Source organism: Ruminococcus flavefaciens (assembly GCF_900116855.1).
Classification (GTDB): Bacteria; Bacillota; Clostridia; order Oscillospirales; family Ruminococcaceae; genus Ruminococcus; species Ruminococcus flavefaciens_R.
In genome coordinates, this window is the sequence record NZ_UETD01000005.1 from 281,363 (window position 1) to 303,246 (window position 21,884).

General features: G+C 49.6%; 15 protein-coding genes. 14 read left to right on the forward strand and 1 reads right to left on the reverse strand.

Annotated features, from left to right (window positions below; all coding sequences use genetic code 11):
• Positions 1–61 precede the first annotated feature (61 nt).
• Positions 62–2,509 (forward strand): hypothetical protein, encoded by a 2,448-nt coding sequence (locus DSZ37_RS07095; protein ID WP_109726218.1) that lies wholly within the window; start codon positions 62–64, stop codon positions 2,507–2,509.
• Between the two features lie 33 nt (positions 2,510–2,542).
• Complete coding sequence (locus DSZ37_RS07100; protein ID WP_109726219.1) at positions 2,543–3,637, forward strand: hypothetical protein; 1,095 nt, start codon at positions 2,543–2,545, stop codon at positions 3,635–3,637.
• Between the two features lie 69 nt (positions 3,638–3,706).
• On the opposite strand, the gene DSZ37_RS07105 is transcribed toward DSZ37_RS07100, so the two are convergent.
• Positions 3,707–5,146 (reverse strand): glycoside hydrolase family 16 protein, encoded by a 1,440-nt coding sequence (locus DSZ37_RS07105; RefSeq protein ID WP_109726220.1) that lies wholly within the window; start codon positions 5,144–5,146, stop codon positions 3,707–3,709.
• Between the two features lie 208 nt (positions 5,147–5,354).
• On the opposite strand from DSZ37_RS07105, the gene DSZ37_RS07110 reads away from it, so the two are divergent.
• The 12 genes from DSZ37_RS07110 (at position 5,355) to DSZ37_RS07160 (ending at position 21,843) form a co-directional block, all read left to right on the forward strand.
• Positions 5,355–6,020, forward strand: coding sequence for a hypothetical protein (locus DSZ37_RS07110; RefSeq protein WP_109726221.1), 666 nt, complete (start codon positions 5,355–5,357; stop codon positions 6,018–6,020).
• Positions 6,021–6,655: 635 nt separating this feature from the next.
• Entirely contained in the window at positions 6,656–9,505 is a 2,850-nt protein-coding gene (locus DSZ37_RS07115) for an insulinase family protein (RefSeq protein ID WP_109726222.1), read from the forward strand.
• A gap of 63 nt (positions 9,506–9,568) precedes the next feature.
• Positions 9,569–9,727 (forward strand): hypothetical protein, encoded by a 159-nt coding sequence (locus DSZ37_RS17670; protein WP_181380263.1) that lies wholly within the window; start codon positions 9,569–9,571, stop codon positions 9,725–9,727.
• 184 nt (positions 9,728–9,911) lie between these two features.
• Positions 9,912–10,967, forward strand: a complete 1,056-nt coding sequence (locus DSZ37_RS07120) for a LacI family DNA-binding transcriptional regulator (RefSeq protein WP_242978584.1) — start codon at positions 9,912–9,914, stop codon at positions 10,965–10,967.
• Entirely contained in the window at positions 10,957–11,502 is a 546-nt protein-coding gene (locus tag DSZ37_RS07125; protein WP_109726223.1) for a DUF5662 family protein, read from the forward strand. The genes DSZ37_RS07120 and DSZ37_RS07125 overlap by 11 nt, the downstream gene beginning before the upstream one ends.
• Positions 11,503–11,559: 57 nt before the next feature.
• Positions 11,560–13,383, forward strand: a complete 1,824-nt coding sequence (gene uvrC, locus DSZ37_RS07130) for an excinuclease ABC subunit UvrC (protein WP_109726224.1) — start codon at positions 11,560–11,562, stop codon at positions 13,381–13,383.
• Positions 13,384–13,915: 532 nt separating this feature from the next.
• A complete protein-coding gene (locus DSZ37_RS07135) occupies positions 13,916–15,115 on the forward strand; it encodes a type II secretion system F family protein (RefSeq protein ID WP_109726225.1) in 1,200 nt (399 codons plus the stop codon).
• Positions 15,116–15,136: 21 nt separating this feature from the next.
• Entirely contained in the window at positions 15,137–16,729 is a 1,593-nt protein-coding gene (gene pilM, locus DSZ37_RS07140) for a pilus assembly protein PilM (protein WP_109726226.1), read from the forward strand.
• Between the two features lie 2 nt (positions 16,730–16,731).
• The gene (locus DSZ37_RS07145; protein WP_109726227.1) at positions 16,732–17,523 is read left to right on the forward strand and encodes a hypothetical protein; all 792 of its coding nucleotides are present in this window, start codon (positions 16,732–16,734) and stop codon (positions 17,521–17,523) included.
• Between the two features lie 83 nt (positions 17,524–17,606).
• On the forward strand, positions 17,607–20,321 hold the full coding sequence (locus tag DSZ37_RS07150) for a polymer-forming cytoskeletal protein (protein WP_109726228.1): 2,715 nt from the start codon (positions 17,607–17,609) through the stop codon (positions 20,319–20,321).
• Positions 20,322–20,336: 15 nt separating this feature from the next.
• Positions 20,337–20,831, forward strand: coding sequence for a PulJ/GspJ family protein (locus DSZ37_RS07155; protein WP_109726229.1), 495 nt, complete (start codon positions 20,337–20,339; stop codon positions 20,829–20,831).
• A 13-nt stretch (positions 20,832–20,844) separates the two neighbouring features.
• Complete coding sequence (locus tag DSZ37_RS07160) at positions 20,845–21,843, forward strand: PulJ/GspJ family protein (RefSeq protein WP_109726230.1); 999 nt, start codon at positions 20,845–20,847, stop codon at positions 21,841–21,843.
• Positions 21,844–21,884: the final 41 nt, after the last annotated feature.

Genomic DNA, 21,884 nt, shown 5'->3' on the forward strand with positions numbered 1-21,884 from the left:
TCGGCGTTCCGCTGCCGTAAAGCGGAGGCTGCGGCTTTTGAGCCGCGGTGGGGAGAGGACTATGGATATAACATTGGTAACGTCTTCGTATGATAAGGTGGTTCACGGCACCGAGAATGACAAAAAGACAGGCTGCGGAATAAACCTTCTCAGGCCCGAAAATGTAACACGTTTTCACAGGACCTCGAAAATGCGAGACCTGAAGGAGATCACCTGTGAGAAGTGTAAGGCAAGTCTTGCAAAAAAGATGATCAAGGCCGATAAAAAGGAAATGGCTCTGCTTCTGAAGGAAGAGAAAAAGCGCGAAAAGATGGGCATTGGCGATGAGGGAATAGTTCCCCTCGGAAATACCACTGCAAGGATCACAAGAGATCCCGACGCACAGAGGAAAGAAGAAGAGGCAAGAAGAAAAGCAGCTGAAGAGGCAAGAGCTGCAAGAGCTGCCGAGGAAGCAAGAAGAGCACAGGAAGCCTCTCAGGCTCCCGAGCCCCCTGTAAGTACCATCCCCGGAACAGGAGTTCCCATGGACGCAGGTCTGGCACAGTTTGCTATAAACGCTCCTCAGAACGAGCAGCCCGAGCCCGCTCCGGCACCTGCTCCTGCACCGGCACCGCAGGATGATTTCCTTGCACAGTTTGCAATAAACAAGCCAGTTGATGAGGAAGCAGCTGCACCTGCTGCTGCAAGACCCGAGGACGATTTCCTCGCACAGTTCGCTATTCCTGCTCCGCAGTCGGCAGAGACAGCTCCCGAGCCTGCGGTACAGCCTCAGACAGAGGAGGACATAATGCAGATGTTCTCCATCAACAATGCTCCCGCACAGGAACAGCCTTACGGTCAGCCCTACGGAGAGCCGCTGTACAGTCAGCCGCCTATTTATAACGACCAGCAGATCATAGACGTTGACGGCACAGAGCTTTCGCCTGTTGCTCCTGTTTATGACGGCGGCGTGCCGACAGTGGATGACGGTCAGGAGATCATACAGGGAAGCGAATGGGACTTCGTTGCAAATCAGCTCTTCGGAGCAGACGGAACAGTTCAGCCGGTACCCGAGCCCGTTATGGAAGCTGAGCCTGCTCCCGTATATCCCCAGTATGACGAAAATCTTCCCAAGGAAATGGATGAACTTGACATACCTGCGATACAGGATATCGCAGCCCCCGTACTCGACGAGATACCCTCGGTCGAGGACATCGCAGCACCCGTACTCGACGAGATACCCTCGGTCGAGGACATCGCAGCTCCCGTACTCGACGAGATACCCTCAGTTGAGGACATAGCAGCTCCCGTACTTGACGAGATACCCTCGGTCGAGGACATTGCAGCACCCGTTCTTGACGAGATACCCTCAGTTGAGGACATTGCAGCACCCGTACTCGATGAGATTCCCTCAGTTGAGGACATAGCAGCACCCGTTCTTGACGAGATACCCTCAGTTGAGGACATCGCAGCACCCGTACTCGACGAGATACCCTCAGTCGAGGACATAGCAGCTCCCGTACTCGATGAGATTCCCTCAGTTGAGGACGTTGCAGCTCCCGTACTTGACGAGATGCCTGCATTTGAAGACATCGCGGCACCTTTGTCGGATGAGATTGCACAACCCATATATAATGAGCCTTTCATGGCGGAAGAGGAGTTTGATTCAAATATGAGCGATTATAATTATGTTGCACCCGGCAGAGGCGCAGAAGCTAATACAGAGAATACAGAACAGCCCAGACAGGCAGCACCTCAGCAGCCCCAGATCATAAAGGTGCCCCAGCTTGCAGGCTACGATTCAAATAACCAGCCTGTTTACAAGTACATTCAGATGAAGCTTGCAGGCTATGACCAGAAGGGTCAGCCCGTGTATGTTCCGCTTCAGGCAGCAAGACCTCAGCAGGCAGCAGCACCCGCACAGCAGGCAGCTGCTCCCAGACCGCAGGCTAAGCCTCAGCAGGCAGCAGCACCCGCACAGCAGACAGCTGCTCAGGCACAGAGAGCCGCAGCAGCTCCTGTTCAGCCTGCAGTTCAGCCTCAGCAGACAGCACCCGTTCAGCCTGCACCTGTACATTCGCCTGTTCCGAAAAAGCCTGTTCAGCAGAGCGGCGTTCCCAAGGCAAATATCTCTCAGATCGCTGTAAATCCTCACAGCAAGCAGACTTCACAGGCATTTATCAACGCTATCGCAAGCTCCAAGGAGTATGCTGACAAGAACCTTATCGATACACAGGGACTCAAGGCTAACAGCCCCGTACTTACTTCCGTAGAGGACGTTCTCTCAACAATGGGCGACGATTCCGCAAAGAGACAGAAGGCAGTTCAGGCTCAGCAGGCAGTTCCCGTATTCGAGGAGTACAAGTCGCCTGCAAGAAATACTTACAGAGGCGGCGGTTCTTCACCGAAAATGCACCAGCCCCTTGAGAAGGACGCACGCTACATGACGAAGTCCGAGCTGAAGGCTAAGAAGAAGCAGGACAAGATCGATGCCAAGTTCAAGAAGGAAATGTCCAAGAGAGGCTTCTGATCAAAAACAGCACAGATGAAATGAGGAGAAATAATGGCAGAAAACAATATCCTTGAGGAGCTGAGAGCAAAGCTCACCGACTCACCCGATGATAACAACGAGTTCCTTCGCAAGGAAGGAGAGCGATTTGCAAAGGAGGGCAACGTCGAGGGCGTTGAAGCAGTTACAAAGCTGATCATAGAGATCATGCCTCAGTCCCAGAAGGAAGAGGTCGAAAGACTGACACATCTCGACGGCGAGCGCCTTGATCAGGTACAGGCAAAGATAGTAAAGCTCGTAGGCGAAAAGGACCTCAATGAGGCAAAGAACCTTGCAGAGCGTCTTTACAAGAAGATAATGCTCGACTACAAGGAGGGCGAGACAGCAAAGTTCGTCTCCCTGAGAAATCCCTTTGAGGATAACCTCTATCAGCTCAGATACAAGCCCGAGAAGACACTTAACCGTGCTCCCTTCGACTTCGCAACCATGCTTACTACATATGCATATATCCTTGTTGAGATGGGCTCACCTCTTGACGCCATCCCCATACTGGAGCAGGCTATGGACTTCAATCCCCTTGACTGCGGTCCCAGATTTGAGCTGGCGGAGATATACAAGCTCCTGAAAAACAAGAGAATGATAATCGAGACCACCAAGGAGACGCTGAAGGTCGCTTCCTCACCCATAGCCATCGCAAGATGCTACGCAAACGTGGGCTATGCCCTGACTGATATGGGCGAGTACGACGATGCAGCCACTTTCCTTACAGCAAGTGTTATGTTTGCACCTCACCCTGCCATCCCCAATGAGATGAGAGAGCTCGTACAGCTCAAGGGCGGTCCCATAAAGCAGCCCAACCGTGATGAGATAATTGAGACCATGAAGAAGTACGATGTGCCCTTTGGTCCCAATGAGGACGTTGTTTCCGTAGCTGCACAGCTTTCGGCAAACTACATCAGGGAGGACGATATCCCCAATGCACTCATGGCGCTGAAAATGACATATAACCTCACCCGTGACGAGGAGATCAAGAAGATCATCCTCAGGTATGAGCCCAACGCAGAGCAGATAGTTCCTGTTCAGGAGCCTGTTGACGGAGAGGGCAAGCCCAACATCACACAGACGGTGAACGACAAGCCCGAGAAATGATCCTCGGCGCAGCATAAAAAATAAGCCATAGCACTTCCCGAAAGGGACAGGTGCTATGGCTTTTCTGTTTTATGTCGCGGGAACTTCCTCCCAGCGTATATCGGAAAGTGTGACTTCATGGGCGCCTATGCCTGCCGCGCCGTCGATATTGCCGAGCTGGAACTTTATATCCGCTTGCATATCGCTGCCGAAGGTCACTCCGAGGGAGAAATGCTTCTTCTCGGGGGATATTGTCACCTTCTCGTCAAGATAGCGGGTGTAGGAGCTGTCCTCTGCTGTCACCACCATGCTTCTTTCGGCAGTTGATACCGCGTCAAAGCTGAGCTGATACCTGACGCCCTTTTTGACCGCTCTGCCGCGGAGAAGTCCCATTACTGCGTATTCAAGAGAGCCTGCGTTCCTGACGTCTATGACCGTGCATCCCTCCTTGTTCACTACGGAAGCATCTGCGCCCTCGATGTAATTGTCAAGAGCAAGGGAGGTCATCTCGGTGGGGCGGAAGTCCGAGGACGTATCCTCGTATACCCTCACATAGTCGATATCGAAGTTCTTGTCGCCGCTTGCAAATGTGGCAGGTTCGGCATATATGCCGTCAACGCCGTCGAAATGTCCGCCCACAGCCAGATTGAGTATGATGTAGAAATTCTGGTCAAAGGGCGCAGGATAGCTGAAGCCCTCGGAATACCAGTCGGCCTGTGTGCTGTAAAGGCTGTCGTCCACATACCAGCGTATCTCGCCCTTGTCCCACTCTATGCTGTAAGTGTGCCAGTTCTCGGTGCTGTCGCCCTCGGGGAAGCCGTATTCGCCTGTCAGGTATCTGTTGTTCGGCCATACTCCTCCGAAATGGACGGTACCGCATATCTTTTCGGGAGTGCTGCCCCAGCCCTCCATTATGTCTATCTCGCCCGATGAAGCCCAGCCGCCGTAAGCGCTGTCCTCGGGGAGCATCCATATGGCAGGCCACAGTGACTTGCCCGAGTCGCACCTTGCTCTCACCTCTATCCTTCCGCCGCAGACCGAGAACTTGTGCTGTGTGCTCAGCCTTGATGACGTATAGTCGTAGCTTCCCTGTCTCTCGTCGGTGTAGCTCTCCTTGCGCGCGGAAATGGTGAGGACTCCGTCCTTTACTGCGGCGTTCCTGTCGGTGTAGAACTCCTGCTCGTTGTTGCCCCAGCCGTTTGTGATATAGTTGCCGCTTTCGTCCAGCTTCCAGTTGCCCAGCTCATAGGACCATTTGTCCGCGTCAAGGCTGCTGCCGTCAAATTCATCGCTCCACACAAGACGGTACTTTTCCGATAGGGGAGACTCCGCGCCGCTGCCGAGGAGAAATCCGCTGAGACGGTGGAGCTCGTCTGCATTGGCTCCCTGTTTTCTTGCCGATACCATGTCAAATATGTCAACTGCTCCGTCGCTGTTGTAGTCCATGTCAATGGCACTGTCTGCGAAAACCGCCGCGGGCACTGCCGCAAGCAGTACAGCTGCCGCCGCTGCTGCTCTGAAAAAACTCATAAACAGCCCTCCTTATGTATTTTACGAGATAATTGTACCATTTGCGGACTGCTGTGTCAAGCTATTCCATGCCACTTGCATTATCCTGTCGGAAGTGATATAATGATATCTGCTGAGTTTTTTTCGGTGATACCTCGGAAATACCGTTTTCCCTGCGTATACTGTATATACGGACAGAGTTGTCCGAACATTTCGGGAGGATATTGTTATGAAAAAGCTTATCACATCAATAATTGCCTGCTCTCTGGCAGTTTTTTCGCTGGCTTCCTGCGGAAAGTCATCTGACACAAAGAAAAAGGAAAAGACCGCTGATATCACGGGAAAATGGGCTTTCAGCGAAAGCCCCAACGAGGATGTCAGCAGCGTGGGACTCATATTCAGCGACAAGGGAAAGGGCTCTGTATACGAGGAGACCACTTCTATATTCAGCTTCACCGAGGACAGCATGGTGCTCTACGGCTATGCTGTGGACAAGGAGTACATTACCGAGGAAAATGACGTTGTTACAGTTACCCTTAACAACAGCGACGTTATCGTAATGAAGAGAACAAAGAGCGGCGGAAGCGGCTTTGACGGTACATATGATCTCACAGGCGGAAGTCTTTATGACAGCCTTGAAAATTCTGTCTCATCGGAAAGTGAAAGCGCAGATATCACCGTTGAGCTCAAGGGCGATAAGAGCTTCGTGGTGTTCAACGATATGTTCACATACAAGACCGAGGGCAGCGAACTTGTTATCTCGGGCTGCTCACCCCTCATCATCCCCTCTGCGGACGAGGATTCCGACGAGATAACCGCGGAGTTCAAGTTGGACGGGGATACTCTCACTATCATCGACGACAAGAACAGCAACGTCCTCACCCGCGCTGCATAAAAACGTGCTATAAGTGCGGCACTGATATAGGAATTTATGCCATAGTATTTCTGATGCAAGGACAGAAGTGCTATGGCATTTTTATTGCCGCTCAGCAGCATAAATCGGAATTTCGAGCTGAGCCAGCTCGACCGCTTGCCACGTTGTCGCTCGTAAACTCGCTTAATAATATCAAAAATGGTATTTGTACATCGCTTACAGCGCAATAAGTACGCCGAGCCTATGTAAGGGATTCCAAAGGGACTGTGTTCCTTTGGCAGAGTCCAGAGGCAGCGCCTCTGGTCGTCGCTTTCAGCTTTTAAGGCGACGAAATAAAACAAAGCGCTCCGCAAGGGGTGAATCAAAAAACAGTCCGGTGGACTGTTTTTTGAGAGGGGACGCCCTGCAAGTGAGGGCGTCCCTTGATTGAGCGAATGATAGTCGCCACTATAATACGAATTTTTCGGGACGTCGAGGACGCCGTCCCCTACATTTCCATTTTTTCGCATACGCGCTAAATTTTGATTTATCTTAGCAGCAATATGCAGTCTTACGGACAGCTTTTACACAGGGGGATGTTGTCCGCAGCAAACTGCACTTGCATAAATCCTGATGTAATGGTATAATGTTTTATATACGAAAACAGGAGGTAAACAATGAAAGTAAACGACATTATCCACGGATTTACCGTTACACGAACAGCTCCCGCCCCCGACTGCGGCTCGGAGCTCATAGAGATGCAGCACATAAAGACAGGAGCAAGGCTTGTCTGGCTGAAAAACAGCGGTGAGAACAAGCTCTTTTCCGTAGCCTTTAAGACTCCTCCCACGGACGATACGGGTATCTTCCACATTCTGGAGCACTCTGTTCTTGGCGGCTCCGAGAAATACCCCGTAAAGGAGCCCTTTCTGGAGCTCATGAAGGGCACCATGAACACCTTCCTCAACGCCATGACCTACCCCGACAAGACTGTTTTCCCCGTTTCCAGCCGAAACGACACGGACTTCATGAACCTTACAAGGGTATACCTTGACGCAGTGTTCGCACCTGCCATATACTATAACCCCAACATCTTCTATCAGGAGGGCTGGCACATCGAAATGCGAAGCAGCTCCGATACTCCTGTATACAAGGGCGTTGTGTTCAATGAGATGAAGGGCGCCATGTCCTCGGTATACAGCCGCATGGAGTCGGATATGATGCAGGCTCTCTATCCCGACAGCTGTTACAGATTTGAGTCGGGCGGACTTCCCGAGTCTATCCCCGACCTGTCATACGAGCAGTTCATTCAGGGGCATAAGACCTACTATCACCCCTCAAACGCCTACATATACCTTGACGGTCCCGTGGATATAGACTCTGTTCTGGAGCTCATAGACGGCGAGTACCTCTGCCGTTTCGACAAGCGTGAGGTGGAGAACGATATCCCCGTGCAGGCTCCTATTGCTCCCACGGTGAAAAAGAGTTATTACGAGATATCTCCCGACGAGGAGGAGTCCAACCATACATACTACCTCATAGGCAAGGTGCTGGGAAGCTGGCAGGACCGCGAGAAGATAACTGCCGCTTCCGTTCTGGGAGAAGCTCTTACCGGCTCCAACGACGCGCCGCTGAAACGCGCTCTCCTCGACACGGGACTCTGCCTTGACGTATCACTTGAAGTAAGCGACGGCATCATGCAGCCCTTTGGCTGTATCGCCATAAACAACACCGATGAGGAGAACTGCGGCAGTCTGAAGGAGACTCTCCGCAGCGCAGTATCCGAGCTTTGTGAAAAGGGCATAGGCAGTGAACTCCTCACCGCAGCCATAAACCGTCTGGAGTTCCGTTACCGTGCAGGCGGCGAGCCCAGAGGTCTGACACGCAATATCAACGCCCTGTCCGCATGGCTCTACGGCGGCGATCCGCTTCTCTATCTTGAGATGGGCGAGGTATTTGACAGCCTGAGAGCAAAGACCGAGAGCGGCTATTTTGAGGAGCTTCTCAGACAGTGGCTCCTTGAGGAGGAGGGAACAGCCGAGCTGTATCTCCTGCCCTCACGCACCTACGGCGACGAGCAGAAGGCTGACGAGGCAAAGCGTCTTGCAGCTATCGTTGATGGGCTTGCCTGCGAGGAAAAGGACGTTATCGTCGAGCAGAACCGCAAGCTGGACGAGTGGCAGCAGTCCGTGGACACTGCCGAGCAGCTTGCCACAATGCCCCACCTTGCCATTTCCGAGGTAGGGGAGGAGCCTCTCAGCTTCGACACCGAGGTCACGGACATAAACGGCATTACCGTGCTCCGTCATCCCTCATCGGATGAGGGCATAGCGGCTGTCAGCCTTTACTTCTCGCTGGCAGACTGCACCGAGGAGGAGCTTTCTGCCGCAGCGGCAATGTCAGAGCTCCTCGGAGAGCTTCCCACCGCAGACAGCTCCGCAGCAGAGCTTCAGCGCAGGATAACGGGACTTCTCGGCAGCATAAGCTACAACGTGGACGTATTCTCAAAGCAGGGCGTTACTGACAAGTGCAGCCCATATTTCTCGGTAACTGCACGATTTCTCGACAAGAACACCGATGAGGCGCTTGCTCTCATCGCGGAGATAATCACCAAGACCTCATTTGACGACAAGGACACCGTAAAGGAGCTGCTCCTCCAGACCGACGAGAACTACAAGCAGAGCATAATCGCCAACGGTCACACCTACTCCATGACAAGGGTAAGAGCAAGCCTGTCTGCGGAGTCCGCAGTGACGGAGCTTGTGTCGGGCTATGAGGGCTACAAGCGTATACATGAGGCTGTAAAGGCTCCCGAGAAGCTCATCGCTGCTGTCAAGACGCTGAGCAGCCGTATCGTATGCAGGGCGCGTCTTACCGCAAGCGTTACGGGAGATATCTCTCCCGAGGCGCTTATCACGGCGCTTCCCGAGGGAGATGCTCCTGCGGTGAAGGAGATGAGCTTCCGACTTGACCTTCCTGCAAAGCAGGGCGTGGTCATTCCTGCGGGAGTTTCCTACTCCGCAATGGCATTCCCCGATAATTCGGCAGATACAGCGGTAAGAAAGGTGCTTTTCCGTGCGCTGTCCCTTGAGTACCTCTGGAATGAGGTAAGAGTAAAGGGCGGAGCCTACGGCACAGGCGCGTTCATGACGGCTTCGGGAGAGCAGTCCTTCTTCTCCTACCGCGACCCGTCTCCTGCCGCAACTCTTGACATATGCGCGAAGGCTGCTGACTTCACGGAGCAGTACTGTGCAGGTGAGCCCGATATCACGCAGTATATCATCAGCTCCGTGGCTAAGGATGAACCCCTCATGTCAGACGGCAACAAGAGCAGAAAGGCTGACGGACTGTGGTTCAGGGGCATCACCGACGAGGAGAGAGCTGCCGAGAAGAAGCGTATGCTGGGAGTTACCGCTCAGCAGCTCCGCGAGGCAGCCGAAAAGCTGAGAACTACGGGAAATATCTGCGTAATGGGTACTGAGTCCGCAATGGAGGGGCTTGACCTCGTTAAGGACACCCTTGCATGATATAGCTTAAAAAAGGTATAATCCATCATTTTTCGCAGATAATAGTCACGGGAGATGATGGAATTGAGCAGAAAAAAGCGGGAGATACCCGTTCCCGACCCCGAAAACGACGAGAAGTACATCTGTCCGTCGGCTTCATGGGGCGATATTACGGGACTTGTTCCCTTTGCCGCCGATGACGGTAATCAGCGCGGCTCATATGATGGAAAAGACAAGAAATAACAGCAAAAACTGCGGAGAGAAAGCTCTCCGCAGTTTGCATTTTAGACAATACAAGCAGTACGAAATTGACATATCCTACAAATTTTGCAAAAATGCTTTATTTATTACTTAAAGCATGGTATAATGTATTGAGTTTATTTAATTTATCAGCTTCGTAATATACGGAGATCTATCGGGGGTCCATATGAAAAACGGTGTAAAAATGCTCGACATCGCCACAAAGCTGGGCGTCAGCGTGGTAACGGTGTCCAACGCCCTTGCAGGACGTGACGGCGTAAGCGAGCAGATGAGAAGAAAGATCTGCGAGACCGCAGAGAAAATGGGCTACAAGCCATCCAATACCAAGAGCGAGAAGAAGCGTCTCGCAATGCCGAAAATAGGCAAGAATGTGGGTATACTCACATCAGAGAGGTTCGTGGGCGCAAGGGGCACATTCTACTGGGAGCTCACCGCCAGCATATCCAACCAGCTGTCACAGCTCAACGTCTGCACGGTCTATGAGTGCGTTACCGCTGACAGCGAAAAGAACGGCATACTGCCCAATATGGTCACCGATAACAAGGTGGACGGCATAATCGTTATAGGACAGGTCCACAGGAGCTACATAGACTGTCTCAGCAAGCTGACCATGCCGCTGATGTTCGTGGACTTCTACGACAACAGGTACAACATCGACTCTGTCATTTCCGACAGCTTCAACGGCGGCTATATGCTCACTGACCACCTTGTGGAAAAGGGACACAGAAAGATAGGTTTTTTCGGCACTCTCAACGCCACCAGCAGTATCAACGACCGCTATCTCGGCTATGTCAAGTGCATAATGGAGAATGAGCTGGAGTTCCGCAACGAGTGGATAATCGGCGACAGAAATGAGAGAGGTATACTCAACGACAAGATAGATTTTCCCGACGAGATGCCCACGGCTTTCGTCTGCAACTGCGACGAGACCGCATTCAGAGTCATCTCCGCGCTGAAGTCCAAGGGAGTGAGAGTTCCCGAGGATATCAGCGTTGTGGGCTACGATAATTACACAGTTTCCAGTATCTGTATCCCCACCATCACCACAGTGGAGGTGGACCTTTCAAAGATGGCGGAGGTATCGGTGGGTATCATGGCGAAGAAGCTGGCAGACCCCGAATACTCCGAGGGAAGGCGCATAATCAGCGGACGTCTCATCGAGAAGGAGAGCGTTCTCGATATAAACGGAAGCTACAGTGAGGAGCGTTCCGATGCTTTTTGAGAATTTCTTCGGACATCTCAGGACCGTCCGTCAGCACAGACATCAGGTACTCATACACTGCATAAAGGCAGGCATACCGTGGAGAGGACTTGTCCACGACCTGTCAAAGTTCTCGCCCACGGAGTTCATCCCCGGAGTCATGTACTATCAGGGCAACAGGAGCCCCAATGAGCGTGAGCGCGAGGTCACGGGATATTCCCGTGCATGGATGCATCATAAGGGCAGGAACCGCCATCACTTCGAGTACTGGACAGACTATAACACAAAGACAAAGCAGCTTGAACCCGTAAAAATGCCCGATATATTCATATTTGAGATGTTCTGCGACAGAGTTGCGGCTTCAAAGATATACAACAAGGAAAATTACAGGGACAATATGCCGCTGGATTACTTCCTGCGCTCAAAGCACAAGAGGGTGATCGAGAAGACAACTGCGGCAAAGCTGGAATTTCTGCTGACTATGCTCCGAGACAAGGGAGAGGACGCAGTATTCAGCTATATTCGCAGGCAGGTAAGGAAAAACAAGCGGCGCTGAGCCGTAAGGGGCGCCTCGTGGTGCCCCTTTTTTGTGAATGAAAGGGATAAGGTGAATATGAATCCGAGACTGCCCTATCTGAGGGAAAAAACAGCAAAGCTGACCTCCTCTCCGGGAGTTTACATCATGAGGAGGAAGGACAGCTCCATAATATACATCGGCAAGGCAAAGAACCTGCATAACCGCGTCAGCAGCTATTTCCGCGAAAATCCCGACCATACGCCAAAGGTGGCGGCGATGGTGTCCAACGTGTACGACTATGACTTCATCGTCACTGACAGCGAGTTTGAAGCCCTGCTGCTGGAGTGCAGCCTTATAAAGCAGCACAAGCCCAAGTACAATATCCTGCTGAAGGACGACAAGGGCTATCACTATATCCGCATATCCGACGAGGAATACCCCCGCATAACCAACGAGAAAAACACCAAGCAGAGCGGAAAATATCTGGGGCCCTACACCAGCGGTGCCATCACCAAGGAGGCTGTCAACGAAGCCAACCGAGTGTTCATGCTGCCCACCTGCCGCAGGAAATTTCCGCAGGATATAGGCAAGGGACGCCCCTGCCTCAACTACCACATCAAGCAGTGCATGGGAGTCTGCCGCGGCAGGATAAGTGCCGAGGATTACCGCAAGACCGTGGACGAGGCTGTGGAGTTCATACGCAGCGGCAGCGTTCAGTCCGTGGAGCGAATGGAGGCGGACATGAACAAAGCCGCCGAGGAGCTGGATTTCGAGAAGGCAGCCGTGCTCCGCGACAGGATAAACGCCATAAAAAAGGCTTCCGAGAAGCAGAAGATAATCAACAGCGGCGTGGAGTCCGCGGATGTTATCGGCATAGCGGAATACCCCGACGGACTGTACATCTCGGTGCTCATGTACCGCGAGGACAGGCTCTTTGACAAGGCTGTGTTCGAGCTTCCGCTGCCCGACGGCGGCGAGGACATACTCAGCCATTTCATGCTGCAATTCTACTACAAAAAGACCGAAATACCGAAGAATATCATCATTGACCATATGCCCGAGGAGAGTGAGCTCCTCATCGAGATGCTTGAGGAGCAGGCAAAGCGCAGGGTGAAGCTCCATGTTCCGCAGAAGGGGCGTCAGCTGGAGCTGCTCAGGCTCGCCAAGAACAACAGCGCGGAGTATGCCGCCATAAAAAACGACCGCACAGGCAGAGAGGTCATCGCCCTCGAGCAGCTTGCTCAGAGTCTGGGACTTTCCAAGCCGCCGCGGTATATCGAGGCATACGATATCTCCAACCTGTCGTCGGAGTCCATGGTGGCGGGCATGGTGGTATTCGAGGACGGCAGACCGCTGAAAAAGGCGTACAAGCGCTTCACCATCAAGGAGCAGGAGCTCCAGAACGACTACGGCAGTATGCGGGAGGTGCTGAAAAGACGACTGATGCATATACTGACGGGGGAGGGGGACGAATACTTCACACGGACTCCCGACCTGATACTCCTTGACGGCGGCAAGGGCCATGTCAACACCATCGCGCCCCTGCTGAAGGAGCTGGGGCTGGATATACCGCTGTTCGGTATGGTAAAGGACGACAAGCACCGTACCCGTGCCATCGCTACGGGAGGACGTGAAATACAGATAAACGAGCTGAGACAGGTCTTTGACCTGGTAACGAGGATACAGGACGAGGTACACAGGTATTCCGTCAGCTTCATGCATTCGCGCCACAAGAAAAAGACCTACAGCTCAGAGCTGCTGACAGTCCGCGGAATAGGCGAGAAGAAGGCGGCGAAGCTGTTCATGAAGTACAAGACCATAGCCAATCTCCGCAGGGCGACTCCCGAGGAGCTTGCCGTCACCGCAGGCGTGGGAAAGGACGTTGCGGAGGAGCTCTGGAGAGTCATACAGGAGATGTAGCCGCAGGCGGTATAAAGAAAGATACAAAAATATATATATTATAATAGTATACGATGGGAAAAGTGCAGAAAACGGGTATCAAATGTAAAAACTATAAACTTGTCCACAAGTTTCACTGCGGTTTTTGCGGCGTAAGAACGTTCATTTAATAGGAGAACGGGCAAATTGCCTAAATTACAGTTAAGCAAATTGCCGCAGTTTACAATTCTGTAAAAAAAAGAAGAAAAAATGAGCTTTTATGTTGCAATTTAAAAGCGAGTGTGTTATAATTATTGTGGAAGTTTAACAATGTTTGGTATCTGTGTGCTAATACCTATCATTGTGCTGCCTTCAGACGTTGATTTGTGTAGAATATAGGCCGTTTACAATAGTCGATATTACCGCTGGTATAAATCTTGGTAAATATTGATAAAAAACGGCAGATTATTTATGTCAAAAAAGCGATTGAAAAGTAACTCTTAAAATGATATAATTGTTATTATTAAGGCAGTGAGAAACGTTCATCACAAGTATTAATTATGGAGGTGGTTTCATGAAGAGTTATTCCTACGATGCTCAGGACGCAAGGGGAAAGCATACAAAGGGTGTCATCAATGCGGAAAATGAGCAGGAATTCTTGCAGCGAGCCAAGGAAAAGGGCTTGTATATCAAGGATTATAAGGAAAGCAATTCAGGTGACTCAAAATCAATCTACAAGTTCAACACGAAGGAGCTTAACTTCTGCTGCAGACAGTTAAGTGCTATGCTTACTTCGGGTCTTACGCTTGTAAAAGCCATCGATATCCTCACCAAAGAGCAGGAAAATGAAAAGGCAAGAGCGATCTGGCAGGATATCTACGAGAACGTTCAGAAGGGTGAATCCTTCTCATCAACTCTTCAGATGCATTCGGGCTCTTTCCCCGAATTCCTGATCTCAATGGTCGGCGCAGGTGAGACCAGCGGTTCGCTGGATATCATCATGACACGAATGGCGGATCATTACATGAAGGAGAATAAGCTCAAGAACTCTATCAGAAGTGCAATGGTATACCCTATCGTTCTTCTCGTACTCTGTATTGTTGTTGTAATCTTCCTCTTTACGTTTATCATGCCTACATTCATCGAAATGTTTGAAGACAAGAGCAAGATGCCGCTCCTCACAAAGATGATGGCGGCTATAAGTGACTTCCTGAGAACAAAATGGTGGCTCCTCATCATAATTGTTATCGCAGCATTCGTTGCTTTCAAGTACGGTATGACTGTGCCGAGCTTCAGGAAGAAAGTCCACAGAATGATCATCAAGGGACCCGGATTTGGTCCGCTTGTCACCAAGATCTACACAGGAAGATTCGCAAGAACTCTTTCTTCACTCTACTCCAGCGGTATCCCCATGGTAGAGTGCCTCGAAAGATCTTCCGCTATCCTTGGAAATTCGTACATCGATGAGAAATTCGAGAACGTCATCGACGAGGTAAAACAGGGCGAGACCCTTTCATCAGCTATCACCCGTACAGAGATTTTTGAGCCTATGTTCTGCTCAGTAATCTACGTTGGTGAAGAGGCAGGTGCTCTTGACTCTATCCTCGAAAAGACATCCGATTACTATGAAGAAGAATCAGACGCAGCGGTTCAGCGACTCGTTGGTATCGTACAGCCTGTACTTCTCATATTCATGGGCGTAATCATCGGTCTTGTAGTCTGCGGCGTATACCCTGCACTCTACGGTTCACTCGAGAGCCTCGAAAACGGTTAATAAGGAAAGGTGGAAAGATAAATGCTTTCATTTGATATTACTGATAGAAACATACGAGTTGTTAAGGGTTCTGATAATAACGGCAAGGTCAAGATCAGCTCCGCAGCAACAGTAGCAGTAGAGGAAGGATACATCGTTAACGGACACGTTAAGGACGTTCCCGCAGTTGCTACTATCATCAACAAGGTGCTGAAAATGCACAGAATGCCCGATAAGGAAGCGATCGTATCGATCTCCTCCAACCTGACCATCTTCAAGGAAATGGTCGTTCCCAAGGGCAGAAGCCAGGACCTCCAGAAGACAGTTAAGATGCAGATGCAGGCTGAGCTCAATCTGGATGACTCATACAGCGTATCCTACATCATCGTAGGTGAGGCTGACAGCAGCGAGGCAAGCGAGCCTTCATACAAGATACTCGCTACCGCGTGTCCCTATGAGATCGTAAACAGCTACAAGGAAGTGTTCAAGCTTCTTGCGACAATCTCGCTGAAGTCCGTAATGATCGGATGCAACTGTATCACAAGAGTACTTCTTGCAGATACAAAGATCAGATCTAAGATGCCTCTCCTTGCTGTTCAGATCGACAACAACTTCATCTCACTCAACCTCTATGAGCACGGTCAGCTTTCGTTCTCGCGTTTCGCTTCCATCGATGCTGCCGACTACGGTTACTCCGATGACTATGTATTTGAAGCTGTAAACGAGAACATCTTCCGTATGCTCCAGTTCCACAGAAGCCGTAACACAGGCGAGACCATCGAGAACGTTATCTTCTACGGTGATACTCACGAGTATGTAAGACTTACCGACGAGCTTGAGAAACTGGACCTCAAGACCAGCCTCATCAATGTTCCTCCGCAGATCCACGGTCATGAAAACCTTGAGTTCTCTCTCTACGCAAACGCTATCGGCGCTATGTTCAAGAGAAACAAGGAAGTTGAGAAGATCAACCTTCTCGAAGCTGACCTCGGTACTGTTGTAAAGAGCAAGATGAAGAACGAGAACATAGGTAACTATGCTCTCATCGGATGCCTCGCAGGTTCACTTCTCATCGCAGGCGGTGCTTACGCTGCAACATTATTTATCGACAAGGGCGTTAAGGATGACATCAAGGCAACTGAGGAATACATCAACTCTTCCAAGACCAAAGCAGAGCTTGAGCATCATGAGAGACTCCTCTCACTCAAGGACGTTGTAAACGCTTACTACGCTAAGATACACAACGCAAGAGATGCTTATCTGTCACAGCCTAACATCACAGGCGCTGAATATGATGAGCTCGAGAAGATACTTGACGATCTCTGTAAGGAAAAGAACATCGAGTATAATAAGATCATCAATCCCAGATATCAGGACGGTGAGCTCACCTTCTCAGTGGAGTGTGAGGCACCTGATAAGGAATATGCACAGAAGCTTCCTGCTGAATATGTTCAGAAGCTCCAAGAGAGCGATCTGTTCAGAAATGCGGCTTATGCAGGCTATAAGATAGATACGAGAACCGTTGAGGAGACCAAGGAGTCAAAGGATTACATCACCTTTGATGCTGCGGCAAGTCTCGTGCCCAACAAGAGTGCTTATCAGCCTGAGACCAAGAAAGACGAGGAGGCTAAATAACTATGAAAATTACTTACAGAGATAAGATCGTTGCAGCGGTGCTTATTGCAATAGCAGTCCTTCTTATAGGATTCTTCGCACTTGTAAGACCTAAGATGAAAGACATCAAGGCACACCGTTCAACACTTTCAGATCTCCAGAACACAAAGGCAGAGATCGATAAGAAGATCAATGAGATACCCACAATCAAGAACGACATCGATGAGACTTACACAAAGACAAACAGCGAATCAAAGGTATTCATCCCCCTCGACAGAGTTCTCGACACAAGATACATCGATATGTATATGCAGAGCTTTGCTGACGAATCAAAGGTAACCATCAAGAGCCTCGAGCTTGAGAATCCTAAGCTCGGACCTATCGATTACTACTACGAGGATGTCGAGGATTCACTTGCTGATATGCGTAGAGCTGCCGATGTCAACGGCGACCTTGAAAAGGCTTACAATGCTACATACGCAGAGAGCAATGCACTCTCTCAGAGAGCAAAGGAATCTATCGTTCAGACAAAGTACGGTATGACAGTAAACGGCACCAAGAAGAATGTTTACAATTATCTCCAGAAGCTCAAGGAATTTGAGAATGCAGCAAACATCGCTTCTGTTACTATCACGGATTACTCATTCGGACAGGACAGCGCTAAGCGTGCAGGTGCTTCACTCCCTGAGGATTCAGAGGATGTTGTGAAGATCACAGCAGGCGAAGGAAATCAGGAGATCTCAAATACTTCTGATGTAACGATCGTTATCACTCTTTATTCAGTATACAACATGGAAAAGCCTAATACAGACTGATCCTAAATCAGACAAGTATGCAGAATACTTACATTACACGCTGTAGTTATGAGAAAAAAATAACTTGAAAGGCGGTTAGGAAAATGAAAACAGAGAAAAAGAAAACATTGCGCGGCTCCATTCTGTTCACTGTTGTTTGTGTAATGGCACTGCTGATTATCTTTCTGACCGGTACTCTGGCGCTTGCTTCAGCAGCAGGCAACAGAGCACACAGGTCGTATTCGGTATCGCAGGCTAATTACACGGCAAGAGCGGCGATTGCGAGCTTCACCGAAGCAATGAAGCGCGATGAGCGCATCGTTGCTGCTGTACAGGCGGTCGGCTCAGACCCCTCTGTACCAGCCCTTCATCCTCAGGTCATCATCAATGATAAGACTCTGGGTGAGATAGGGTACATTGACAGCCACGGAGACTGGATCAAAGACCACATCGAGGTAACTCATGTGCCCAATACCGGTGCTTATGACTACTACGACAAGAAGGGCGACGGCAGTTACGGCTGGTATCCTGTAGATACAGTCAAGATCACTGCTACCTGTAAGGTCGGCAAGGAGCGTGAGACAGTTTCTGCTTACGTTCAGAAGGCTCCTTCAAGCCAGACAGTCACAAATGGCGGCGGTATCCAGGGACTTCAGGAAGTCGGCGGTAATTCATTCGCTAACGGCGGTCTTATCACAGGCGGTCTTGGCGTCGGTATCGGTGACACAGTTCCCGGACTCCACCACTTCCACAATGATACAAAAGTTGAAACTACACTTACTTATGTAAATGCATCACTCTGCGGTGGAACATCAAGCTTTGAGATCAGAGTCAAGAAGCCTGACAGAGCAACTGCAGAAAAGCCTTATTCACAGACTGTTATCGACGGTAATCTGCTTATGGAGAACAACAACTTCATTAAACTCGATTATGAGATGACAGAGGACTTTACTCAGAAGGAAGTTCCTTATCTCTTCATTAACGGAATGCTTACACAGGATCAGCAGTCACAGCTTAACCTTGTAACAGGAAACAATGCTCCTTTCAACGTGTTCATCGGGACACTCAATCCTAAGGGTCCTGTCAATATTCAGGGCGACCTTTATCTCATGGATAAAAATCCTCATGATCCTCATCAGGATTATACAGCGGAGTATATGGACAGCAACGGTAACCGCGTTCCTTCTAAGGATGTAACGGGCACAAAGGGCGTTAACTACTTCGGACTGCCCGGTCAGGACGCCAAGCTCTACGCATGGGCAACTTCTGTAGTTCAGAAGGAGGAAACCCAGTTCGGCTCTATGGGTGGTAACATCTACTGCATGGGCGACCTTATTCTTTGCAAAGCAACAATACATGGCGATGTTAGAGTAGAGGGAGATTGCGTTGTTGAAGATGTTTATGATACTGTAATCGATGGCGATCTGGTTGTACATGGAAATTTAACAATAAAAGACGAGGGTAAGCTGACGGTAAAAGGTGATATATATAACGGTGACGGCGGCGGAAGAACTCTGAAGCCCGGCTTCTCATATCACGAGAATGAGGTTTATCCCGATATTACCGTAAAGGATAACTACATCTTTGATAACACTCCTGTTCCCGAGTCTGAGGGCGAGTATTACAAGACCCTCATCACACAGGAAGGAGAGGGAATCGACGATCTGACTACTATCGTTAATGCCAGCCAGACAAAGTATAAGGTCGATTTTGACGGCAAGCCTCTGTTTGAGCGCGACGAAGAAGGTAACTTCATAACAGACAGCGAAGGCAGAGTTGTGGGAATCACTTCCGAAAGCGATCACACATATTACGACGCTGATAAGAACGAAGTTGAAGAAAGAGACGCAAGGGGCACATATTACAGCAAGGAAGGCGATACCAAGCGCTATACCGAGGACGAAGCATTCGAGGGTCAGGCTAAATATAAGACATATGCAGCTTACAAGAAGCCTGCATATCCCACAAAAATGCAGAGAGAGTATATCTGGGGCGAAAAGGATGCATCAGGTGTGCTCACAGTAACTCATCCCGAGACAAAGATCATCAAGACCCTTCACGAGGTAAGAGAAGCTCTTAACTACGATGATGAGGGTAATTATAAAACAGATATTTATCACACATCTGTTCCCGATGAGTTCCTGCCCGTTTCAGGTGATCAGGATTCACTTCCCTATGCATACGTCAATGGTGCCCGCAACGATTCCAACCAACTCTGGAGCGGCGGTGCTATAACAAAGTCGTGTATAATCAGCAACAAGGAAAATCCCACTCAACAGCTGACTATTACCGAGGATATACATATCAAGCCTCTCAGCGAGATGTGGGTAGTTATCAAGAATGTCAATTCAAACAACCACAAGATAATAGTTGACAGAGACGCTACAGCAGACGGAAAGGTAAACTTCCTTATCGTTGGTGCAAACAACTTCTTTGATAACACAAGCATCATTACAAATGAAGTTCGTAATAATATGCCTGTTAAGTACGACAAGGAGTGGGGCATAGAGTATTACGCGGCTCCAAATGCTAAACTTAAAATGCAAAACCAGTGTATGATGGTAGGTACATTCAAGGCACCCGAGCTTGTTATAGGATGCACTGATCAAGGTCCATATACTATCCAGTACGAAGATGAATATGGACATACGGAAAACAAGAATCCTGTTATTCTCGGAAGTGCACTTGTTTCACAGGTATCACCTGCAGTTAATAAATTCAGCGTTGTCAACTCCGGAAACGGCGGCGTAGGCAACGGCGGTTCAAGCATCAATACTGCACTTGGACGTTTCGAGATCAAGTACCTCATGGGCGTATAAAGGAGGAATGTTCTTATGAAAAAAAGCAAGAAAAAGCTGAAGGGCATGACTCTTATCGAAATGATCATTTCGATAGCAATATTCGCAATAATGGGCGGACTTCTCGTACTTGTGGGAACTCACATCGATAATACCACAAAGGCAACGAACAAGCTCAAGAACAAAATAGTGGAAGAGTCACCCTATGCGGCTAACCACGTCAAGACCCTTAAAACAGACCCGACATTAGGAAATATCGATCTTACTGATACAGCGATCTCTATCACTGTTATACAGGATGAGGCGTCAGGAAACTACTATGTGCAGATACCTGATCCCAATGACCCATCAAAGAAGATCATCGACACAAGATCATACGGTCAGGGTTCGGGCGACAGAGTAGATATGACTGCCAAGAAGTATACTACCGAGGACGTAGTTACTGACGGTATGACCGCTCAGGAGAAGCAGGACTTCCGTAAGGGCGCTAACGGCGGACTCAATCTCGATTTTATCGAGATCGATCCGTAACGGAGGTGTCGTTATGAAGAAAATGACCAGAAAAGGTTTTACTCTCGTAGAGCTGCTGGTAGTTATGGCGATATTCTCCATACTCCTCGTAGGTGTTATGGCTATCATAAAGCCTGTATCAACACTTTTCAGGAATACCTCGATCTCAGAGAAGACCTATGCTTATGCAAATAATATCCAGGTTTACCTTCAGGGTAAGCTTGAGTACTCGGAAGACATCGTAGTAGCTACCTCGGACAAAATGGATGCAAACGGCGACCTTGTTTTCAATAAGGTCGACCTTGCAACAATGGCTGAGGACTTCCGTAAATCACACTTTGAGAATACGGTAGGCTACAACGGTACAGCTGTTGTTCCCCTCAAGGGCAAGATCCATGTGGTAAGACTGGTAAACAGCACCACAGATCCCAATTTCCCTCAGGGCTCGATAACAGAGCGTGTTTACGATTTTACTTCTGATGCAGCTATCCCCACATCTGCTGACCCCACGGAGACTCAGGACCTCAATCCTGCATTCTTCACAGCAAGAGATGCTGCTTATAACTTCAGTTACGCACTGGGCTCCTCAAATCTTGAGGTAGTTCCTACTCCTCCCGGAGGCGATGACAATAAGGTTTACAGAGCTCTCAACAGAGATGTGGATGATACATTGGGTACCGGTATCGGTACATCAACTCTTGCAGTTACCATCGTCCTCGACAGAAGAGACGGCGGCGCTCTTGCAGTTCCTGCAGGAAGCGGCAAGGGACCATATGCTTACAGAGCTTACAGAGACCCTGTTGCTATCCAGGTAGCAAACCTTCCTCTGACAAATATCCGTCAGAGACAGGATAGTTCAAAGGGTTTAAGAAGACCTTATAAGGACCCCACTACCGGCAAGATCGAGTATCCGCCTATAGGAAGCCATCTGTTAGGTCTTTCATATGATGATACAAAGGCAACTACGAACGTCGATTTCAATAACGATATCTACTTCATATTTGCTTATACTGACGAGATCATCAACAAGTAATAAGTAAAAAAACAGGCAGCAGTTCAATGCTGCTGCCTGTA

Coding starts and splice junctions, on each gene's coding strand:
- DSZ37_RS07100 (WP_109726219.1), top strand. CDS start 2,543: ATGGCAGAAAACAATATCCTTGAGGAGCTGAGAGCAAAGCTCACCGAC.
- DSZ37_RS07115 (WP_109726222.1), top strand. CDS start 6,656: ATGAAAGTAAACGACATTATCCACGGATTTACCGTTACACGAACAGCT.
- DSZ37_RS07155 (WP_109726229.1), top strand. CDS start 20,337: ATGAAAAAAAGCAAGAAAAAGCTGAAGGGCATGACTCTTATCGAAATG.
- DSZ37_RS07145 (WP_109726227.1), top strand. CDS start 16,732: ATGAAAATTACTTACAGAGATAAGATCGTTGCAGCGGTGCTTATTGCA.
- DSZ37_RS07135 (WP_109726225.1), top strand. CDS start 13,916: ATGAAGAGTTATTCCTACGATGCTCAGGACGCAAGGGGAAAGCATACA.
- DSZ37_RS07105 (WP_109726220.1), bottom strand. CDS start 5,146: ATGAGTTTTTTCAGAGCAGCAGCGGCGGCAGCTGTACTGCTTGCGGCA.
- uvrC (WP_109726224.1), top strand. CDS start 11,560: ATGAATCCGAGACTGCCCTATCTGAGGGAAAAAACAGCAAAGCTGACC.
- DSZ37_RS07160 (WP_109726230.1), top strand. CDS start 20,845: ATGAAGAAAATGACCAGAAAAGGTTTTACTCTCGTAGAGCTGCTGGTA.
- DSZ37_RS07150 (WP_109726228.1), top strand. CDS start 17,607: ATGAAAACAGAGAAAAAGAAAACATTGCGCGGCTCCATTCTGTTCACT.
- DSZ37_RS07120 (WP_242978584.1), top strand. CDS start 9,912: ATGAAAAACGGTGTAAAAATGCTCGACATCGCCACAAAGCTGGGCGTC.
- DSZ37_RS07125 (WP_109726223.1), top strand. CDS start 10,957: ATGCTTTTTGAGAATTTCTTCGGACATCTCAGGACCGTCCGTCAGCAC.
- DSZ37_RS07095 (WP_109726218.1), top strand. CDS start 62: ATGGATATAACATTGGTAACGTCTTCGTATGATAAGGTGGTTCACGGC.
- pilM (WP_109726226.1), top strand. CDS start 15,137: ATGCTTTCATTTGATATTACTGATAGAAACATACGAGTTGTTAAGGGT.
- DSZ37_RS07110 (WP_109726221.1), top strand. CDS start 5,355: ATGAAAAAGCTTATCACATCAATAATTGCCTGCTCTCTGGCAGTTTTT.